At 61.0% G+C, this 7,729-nt stretch carries 5 protein-coding genes; all 5 read right to left on the bottom strand.

All coding sequences use genetic code 11. The annotated features are described in order from the left end of the window. Positions 1 to 183: 183 nt before the first annotated feature. Genes WBB95_RS11745 through WBB95_RS11725 form a run of 5 tightly spaced genes read right to left on the bottom strand, consistent with a single transcriptional unit; the run spans position 184 to position 7,549 of the window. Complete coding sequence (locus WBB95_RS11745; protein ID WP_424487749.1) at positions 184 to 1,788, bottom strand: ABC transporter ATP-binding protein; 1,605 nt, start codon at positions 1,786 to 1,788, stop codon at positions 184 to 186. Position 1,789: 1 nt separating this feature from the next. Then, entirely contained in the window at positions 1,790 to 2,809 is a 1,020-nt protein-coding gene (locus WBB95_RS11740) for an ABC transporter permease (protein WP_424487748.1), read from the bottom strand. Between the two features lies 1 nt (position 2,810). Continuing rightward, entirely contained in the window at positions 2,811 to 3,884 is a 1,074-nt protein-coding gene (locus WBB95_RS11735) for a microcin C ABC transporter permease YejB (protein WP_424487747.1), read from the bottom strand. Further along, positions 3,885 to 5,723: an extracellular solute-binding protein gene (locus tag WBB95_RS11730; protein ID WP_424487746.1), complete on the bottom strand. Its 1,839-nt coding sequence runs from the start codon at positions 5,721 to 5,723 to the stop codon at positions 3,885 to 3,887. Beyond that, positions 5,720 to 7,549, bottom strand: a complete 1,830-nt coding sequence (locus tag WBB95_RS11725) for an extracellular solute-binding protein (RefSeq protein WP_424487745.1) — start codon at positions 7,547 to 7,549, stop codon at positions 5,720 to 5,722. The genes WBB95_RS11730 and WBB95_RS11725 overlap by 4 nt, the downstream gene beginning before the upstream one ends. Positions 7,550 to 7,729 lie beyond the last annotated feature (180 nt).

Here is a 7,729-nt window from a genome sequence, read left to right as displayed (position 1 = left end):
CGGCCCACGGATTCAAGCCGGAGTGAGGGCACACCGAGCCTAAGCGAGGTGCCGAGTGGAGGGGCAAGAGCGTTTTGCTTACTTTTGCGCTCCACCAAAAGTGAGCCGCTGTAAGAGCGGAACCCATACCAGCCATCACCCAAATAACGGATATACCCCCCCAGCAAAGCAACCCAACAACCCCTAACTCGCAGGCACCAAAAACGCCGCCTCCAACAACTGCCGCGTATAGACATGCTGCGGGTCAGCGAAGATCGCTTGCGCATCCCCCTGTTCCACCACCTGCCCATGCTTGACCACCATCAACTGGTGACTCAACGCCTTCACCACCGCCAAATCATGGCTGATAAACAGGTAGGTCAGGTTGTACTTGGCCTGCAAGCCGCGCAGCAATTCCACCACTTGGCGCTGTACCGTGCGGTCCAGGGCCGAGGTCGGCTCGTCCAGCAGAATCAGGCGAGGCTTGAGCACCAGGGCGCGGGCGATGGCGATGCGTTGGCGCTGGCCGCCAGAGAATTCGTGGGGGTAGCGGTGGCGTGAATCCGGGTCCAGCCCGACTTCCTTGAGCGCCGCAATAATCGCCGCTTCCTGCTCGGCAGGTGTGCCCATCTTATGAATGCGCAAGCCTTCGCCGACGATCTCGCTGACGCACATGCGCGGGCTCAGGCTGCCGAAGGGGTCCTGGAACACTACCTGCATCTCGCGGCGCAACGGGCGCACCTGTTGCTGAGTGAGGCGGTCAAGCTGCTGGCCTTCGAAGCGGATGCCGCCCTTGCTGCCGATCAAGCGCAAAATCGCCAGGCCCAGGGTGGATTTGCCCGAGCCACTTTCGCCGACGATGCCCAGTGTCTGCCCTTGGGGAAGGCTGAAATTGATGCCGTCCACCGCCTTGACGTAATCGACGGTGTTGCGCAAAAAGCCTTTCTTGATCGGGAACCAGACCTTCAAATCATCGACTTCCAGCAACGGCGGCCCGACTTCATTGGTGGCTGGCCCGCCGCTGGGTTCGGCGGCCAGCAGCTCTTGGGTGTAGGGGTGCTGCGGCGACTGGAACAGCGTCTCGCACTCGGCTTGCTCGACGATGCAGCCTTTCTGCATCACGCACACACGGTGGGCGATGCGTCGCACCAGGTTGAGGTCATGGCTGATCAGCAGCAACGCCATGCCCAGGCGCGCCTGCAGTTCCTTGAGCAGTTCGAGGATTTTCAATTGCACCGTCACGTCGAGGGCGGTGGTCGGCTCATCGGCGATCAGCAGCTCCGGCTCGTTCGCCAGGGCCATGGCGATCATCACCCGTTGGCGCTGGCCGCCGGACAGCTCGTGGGGCAGGGCCTTGAGACGCTTGTGCGGTTCGGGGATGCCCACCAGTTCCAGCAGTTCGAGGGTGCGCTTGGTGGCGACCTTGCCGGTCAGGCCCTTGTGCAGCCCGAGCACTTCGTTGATCTGCTTCTCGATGGAATGCAGTGGGTTCAGCGAGGTCATCGGCTCCTGGAAGATCATCGCAATGCGGTTGCCGCGAATGTGCCGGATGGTTTTTTCTTTGAGCGTCAGCAGGTCCTGGCCGGAGTAGTTGATGGTGCCTGCCGGGTGGCGCGCCAGGGGGTAGGGCAGCAGGCGCAGGATCGAGTGCGCGGTCACCGATTTGCCCGAGCCGCTTTCTCCGACCAGGGCCAGGGTTTCGCCGCGCTTGATGTCGAAGCTGACATTGTTCACCACGCGGTGGTGGTTATCGCCGGTGACGAACTCGACGCAGAGGTCGCGGACTTCGATCAGATTGTCCTGATTCATCTCATTTCCTCGGGTCGAAGGCATCGCGAGCGGACTCGCCGATAAACACCAGCAAACTCAACATGATTGCCAGCACGGCAAAGGCACTCATGCCCAGCCACGGCGCTTGCAGGTTGGATTTGCCCTGGGCGACCAGTTCACCCAGCGACGGCGAGCCCGCCGGCAGGCCGAAGCCGAGGAAGTCCAGGGCGGTCAACGTGCCGATGGCGCCGGTGAGAATGAACGGCATGAACGTCATGGTCGAGACCATGGCGTTGGGCAGGATGTGGCGGAACATGATCGCGCCGTTCTGCATACCCAAGGCCCGTGCGGCACGCACGTATTCGAGGTTGCGTCCGCGCAGGAACTCGGCGCGCACCACGTCCACCAGGCTCATCCAGGAAAACAGCAACATGATTCCCAGCAGCCACCAGAAGTTGGGCTGCACGAAGCTCGCGAGGATGATCAACAGGTACAGCACCGGCAACCCGGACCAGATTTCCAGGAAGCGCTGCCCGGCCAGGTCGACCCAGCCGCCGTAGAAACCCTGCAAGGCCCCGGCGATCACGCCGATGATCGAGCTGAGGATGGTGAGGGTCAGGGCAAACAAGACCGACACACGGAAGCCGTAGATCACCCGCGCCAGCATGTCGCGGCCCTGGTCGTCGGTGCCCAGCAGGTTGACGCTCGACGGCGGCGCCGGTGCGGGGACTTTCAGGTCGTAGTTGATGCTTTGGTAACTGAACGGGATCGGTGCCCATAACGTCCAGGCGTCTTTCGCCTTGAGCAGTTCCTGGATATACGGGCTCTTGTAGTTGGCTTCCAGCGGGAATTCGCCGCCGAAGGTGGTCTCCGGGTAGCGCTTGAGCGCCGGAAAGTACCAGCCGCCATCGAAGTGCACCGCCAGCGGTTTGTCGTTGGCGATCAACTCCGCGCCCAGGCTCAGCACGAACAGGATCAGGAACAGCCATAGCGACCACCAGCCACGCTTGTTGGCCTTGAACCGCTCGAACCGGCGGCGATTGAGGGGGGACAAGTTCATCTCAATGCTCCCGGCTGGCGAAGTCGATACGCGGATCGACCAGGGTGTAGGTGAGGTCGCCGATCAGCTTCACCACCAGCCCCAGCAGGGTGAAGATGAACAGGGTGCCGAACACCACCGGGTAATCGCGGTTGATCGCCGCTTCAAAGCTCATCAGGCCCAGGCCGTCGAGGGAGAAGATCACTTCCACCAGCAGCGAGCCGGTGAAGAAAATGCCGATGAAGGCCGACGGGAACCCGGCGATCACCAGCAGCATTGCGTTGCGGAACACGTGGCCGTAGAGCACGCGGTGGTTGGTCAGGCCTTTGGCCTTGGCGGTGACCACGTATTGCTTGTTGATTTCGTCTAGAAAGCTGTTCTTGGTCAGCAGCGTCATGGTCGCGAAGTTGCCGATCACCAGTGCGGTCACGGGCAAGGCCAAGTGCCAGAAGTAATCGAGGATCTTGCCGCCCCAACTCAGCTCTTCAAAGTTGTTGGAGGTCAGCCCGCGCAGGGGAAACCAGTCGAAATAACTGCCGCCGGCAAACACCACGATCAGCAGGATCGCAAACAGGAACGCCGGGATCGCATAGCCGACGATGATCGCCGAACTGGTCCATACGTCGAAGTGGCTGCCGTGTCGCGTGGCCTTGGCGATCCCCAGGGGGATCGACACCAGGTACATGATCAGCGTGCTCCATAACCCCAGGGAAATGGAGACCGACATCTTTTCCTTGATCAGGTCGATGACCTTGGCGTCACGGAAGAAGCTGTCGCCGAAGTCCAGCCTGGCGTAGTTCTTGACCATGATCCACAAACGTTCCGGCGCCGATTTATCGAAGCCGTACATCCTCTCGATTTCCTTGATCAGCGCCGGGTCCAGGCCCTGGGCGCCACGGTAGCTGGAGCCGGCGACCGAAACTTCGGCACCGCCACCGGCGATGCGGCTGGTGGCGCCTTCAAAGCCTTCGAGCTTGGCGATCATCTGCTCCACCGGGCCGCCGGGGGCGGCCTGGATGATGATGAAGTTGATCAGCAAAATCCCGAACAGCGTGGGGATGATCAGCAACAGGCGGCGAACAATATAGGCCAGCATTTAATCGCCTCCGCTCGCCGGATCGGTGCTCTGAGTGGTGTCCAGGGTGACTGCCGGCTTGACGTCGGGCTTGGCCCACCAGGTGGCAATGCCGACGTCGTAGCGCGGCGATTTTGCCGGGTGGCCCAAGTGGTCCCAGTAGGCCACGCGGAAGGTTTTGATGTGCCAGTTGGGAATCACGTAGTAGCCAAACTGCAACACACGGTCCAGGGCTTTGGCATGCGCCACCAGGCTTTTGCGCGAATCGGCGTCGATCAGCTCCTCCACCAGTTGGTCGATGGCCGGGTCTTTGAGGCCCATGTAGTTGCGGCTGCCGGACTTGTCGGCGCTTGACGATGACCAGAACTCGCGCTGTTCGTTACCCGGCGAAGTGGATTGCGGGAAGCTGCCCACCAGCATGTCGAAATCACGCGAGCGCAGGCGGTTGATGTACTGCGAAACGTCCACGCGGCGAATCACCAGGTCGATGCCCAGGTCTGCCAGGTTGCGCTTGAAAGGCAGCAGCACCCGTTCGAAATCGGTCTGGACCAGCAGGAACTCTATCGTCACCGGTTTGCCGGTGGTGTCGACCATCTTGTCATCGACAATCTTCCAGCCGGCCTGTTGCAACAGTTGGTACGCCTCGCGTTGCTGAGTGCGGATCATGCCGCTGCCGTCGGTTTTCGCCGGCTCGAACGCCTGGGTGAAGACCTCCGCCGGGATCTTGTCGCGCAGCGGTTCGAGGATCGCCTGTTCATCCGCGCCGGGCAGGCCGGTGGCGGCCATTTCCGAGTTTTCGAAGTAACTGCGGGTACGCGTGTAGGCGCCGTTGAACAGCTGTTTGTTACTCCATTCAAAGTCCAGCAGCAGGCTGATGGCTTTGCGAACCTTTACGTCCTGGAACATCGGCTTGCGCGTGTTGAACACAAAGCCTTGCATCCCCGTGGGGTTGCCGTTGGGGATTTCTTCCTTGATCAGGCGCCCCTGGGTCACCGCCGGAATGTTGTAGGCATTCGCCCAGTTCTTGGCGCTGAACTCCAGCCAGTAATCGAACTGCCCGGCCTTCAGGGCTTCGAGGGCCACGGTGTTGTCGCGGTAATAGTCAGTGATGCGGTTGTCGAAATTGTAGAAGCCTCGGGTGACCGGCAGGTCTTTGGCCCAGTAATCCTTGACCCGCTCATAGCGAACCATGCGCCCGGCCTTGACCTCGGCGACCTTGTACGGCCCGCTGCCGAGGGGGATTTCCAGGTTGCCCTTGGCAAAGTCGCGAGTGGCCCACCAGTGTTTGGGCAATACCGGCAATTGCCCGAGGATCAGCGGCAATTCGCGATTGTTGGTGCGTTTGAACTTGAACAGTACCCGCAGCGGGTCTTCGGCCACCACTTCGTCGACATCGGCGTAATAGGTGCGATAGAGCGGCGAGCCGTCCTTGATCAGCGCATTGAAGGTGAACACCACGTCTTCGGCGCGGATCGGGTGGCCGTCATGAAAGCGCGCTTCCGGACGCAGGTAAAAGCGTACCCAGCTGTTGTCCGGGGCCTTCTCGATCTTGCCGGCGACCAGGCCGTATTCGGTCACGGGCTCGTCCAGGCTTTGCATGGCCAGGGTGTCGTAGATCAGCGGGAGGTTGTCTGCCGGCACGCCCTTGCTGATATACGGGTTGAGGCTGTCGAAGCCGCCCATGCTCGACTCGCGGAACGTGCCACCCTTGGGCGCGTCGGGGTTCACGTAGTCGAAATGCTTGAAGTCGGCGGGGTACTTGGGGGGCTCGTTGTAGAGGGTCAGCGCGTGCTGTGGCGCGGCATTTGCCGCCGTACACAGCAGCAGGCTGCTCAGCAAAGCCGTACGCAAAGACATCATTGGGCTTTCTCCGAAGCTTTCAGCCACCATGCGCTCAGGCCCAGGCTGTAGGGCGGCGTGGTGACAAAGGCGAACCGGTTGCGGTACGCCAGGCGATGATAGTTGAGGTACCAGTTGGGAATACTGTAGTGCTGCCACAGCAGCACCCGGTCGAGTGCACGCCCGGCGGCCAGTTGTTCTTCGCGGGTCTGCGCGGCGAGCAATTGATCCAGCAGGTGATCGACCACCGGGTTGGTGATGCCGGCGTAGTTTTTGCTGCCCTTGATCGCCGCCTGGCTTGAGTGGAAGTACTGCCACTGCTCAAGGCCCGGGCTTAAGGTCTGGTTGAGGGTGACGAGGATCATGTCGTAGTCGAACTGATCCAGGCGCTGCTTGTATTGCGCCCGGTCAACGGTGCGCAGGCGCGCGTCGATGCCGATGCTGATCAGGTTCTCGACATACGGCTGCAGGATGCGCTCCAGGTTCGGGTTGACCAGCAGGATCTCGAAGCGCAAGGGCTGGCCGTCTCTATTGAGCAGGCGTTGCCCCGACAGCTTCCACCCGGCCTCGCCGAGCAGGGCCAGGGCGCGGCGCAGGGTTTCGCGCGGAATGCCGCGGCCGTCGGTCTGCGGCAGGCTGAAGGGCTGGGTAAACAGGTTGGCGGGCAACTGGTCGCGGTACGGCGAGAGCATCAGCCATTCATGGCCGACCGGCACACCGGTGGCCGAAAACTCGCTGTTGGGGTAGTAACTCAAGGTGCGTTTATAGGCGCTGCTGAACAGGGTGCGGTTGGTCCATTCGAAGTCGAACATCAACCCGAGGGCTTCGCGCACCTTGGTCTGGCTGAGCGCCGGCCGTCGGGTGTTCATGAACAGGCCCTGGCTCTGGGTCGGGATCTGGTGGGCGATCTGCGCCTTGATCACGTCGCCGCGGTTGACCGCCGGGAAGTTGTAGCCGGTGGCCCAGTTCTTGGCCTGGTGCTCGATATAGATATCAAATTCACCGGCCTTGAATGCTTCAAACGCCACGTCGCTGTCGCGGTAGAACTCCACCTCGACCTTGTCGTAGTTGTAGAAACCCTGGTTGACCGGCAAGTCTTTGCCCCAGTAATCCTTGACCCGCTCGAAGACCAATTGGCGTCCAGGGCTGACCTTGGTGATGCGATAAGGCCCGCTGCCCAGCGGCGGCTCGAAGGTGGTGGCCTTGAAGTCGCGGTTTTTCCAGTAATGCTGCGGCAGTACTGGCAACTCGCCCAGGCGCAGGATCAGCAAGGGGTTGCCGGCGCGTTTGAACACGAAGCGAATGCGGTGACGGTTGAGGATGTCGACCCGCGCCACTTCCTGCAGGTTGGTGCGGTACTGGGGGTGGCCTTCAGTCAGCAGGGTGCGGTAGGAAAACGCCACGTCATAGGCGGTGATGGGCTTGCCATCGTGAAAGCGCGCTTCCGGGCGCAGGTTGAACACCACCCAGCTGCGGTCTTCGCTGTACTCCACCGACTGTGCGATCAAGCCATAACTGGAGGTGGGTTCATCGCCGGAGGGCGCGTACTGGCCGGTGCCGACCATCAATGGCTCGTTCAGCTCATTGACGCCGTATTGCAGGAAGTTGGGGGTGGAAACCGGGCTTGAGCCCTTGAAGGTGTAGGGGTTGAGTGTGTCGAAGGTGCCAAATGCCATGACCCGCAATGTCCCGCCTTTTGGCGCTGCAGGGTTTACCCAATCGAAGTGGGTGAATTTGGCCGGGTACTTGAGTGTGCCGAACTGCGTGTAACCGTGGCTCTCGGTAATCGTCGCGTTCGCAGCAAAGCTCAAGGCCAGACTTATTAGTAGAAGGAGGGAACGCTTCAAGTCAGAGATCCGATCCAGGCGGCTTGGGCTTTATGATCGGTACAGTAACAGCTTGTTCCGGTTGGAAAAAGGTCGCTGAAACCACTGGAGATCCAATGTGGGAGCGGGCTTGCTCGCGAATGCAGTGTGTCAGTCAACAGAGATGTTGAATGTGCCACCGCTTTCGCGAGCAAGCCCGCT

Origin of the sequence: Pseudomonas sp. (genome assembly GCF_049645325.1) — a bacterium.
GTDB lineage: Bacteria > Pseudomonadota > Gammaproteobacteria > Pseudomonadales > Pseudomonadaceae > Aquipseudomonas.
The sequence above is the reverse complement of the archived record's forward strand: the minus strand, read 5'-3'. Positions and strand labels throughout refer to the sequence as shown.

What these genes read in the sequence shown, in the direction of transcription:
- WBB95_RS11745 (WP_424487749.1), bottom strand. Translation starts at nt 1,788, where the DNA reads ATGAATCAGGACAATCTGATCGAAGTCCGCGACCTCTGCGTCGAGTTC.
- WBB95_RS11740 (WP_424487748.1), bottom strand. Translation starts at nt 2,809, where the DNA reads ATGAACTTGTCCCCCCTCAATCGCCGCCGGTTCGAGCGGTTCAAGGCC.
- WBB95_RS11730 (WP_424487746.1), bottom strand. Translation starts at nt 5,723, where the DNA reads ATGATGTCTTTGCGTACGGCTTTGCTGAGCAGCCTGCTGCTGTGTACG.
- WBB95_RS11735 (WP_424487747.1), bottom strand. Translation starts at nt 3,884, where the DNA reads ATGCTGGCCTATATTGTTCGCCGCCTGTTGCTGATCATCCCCACGCTG.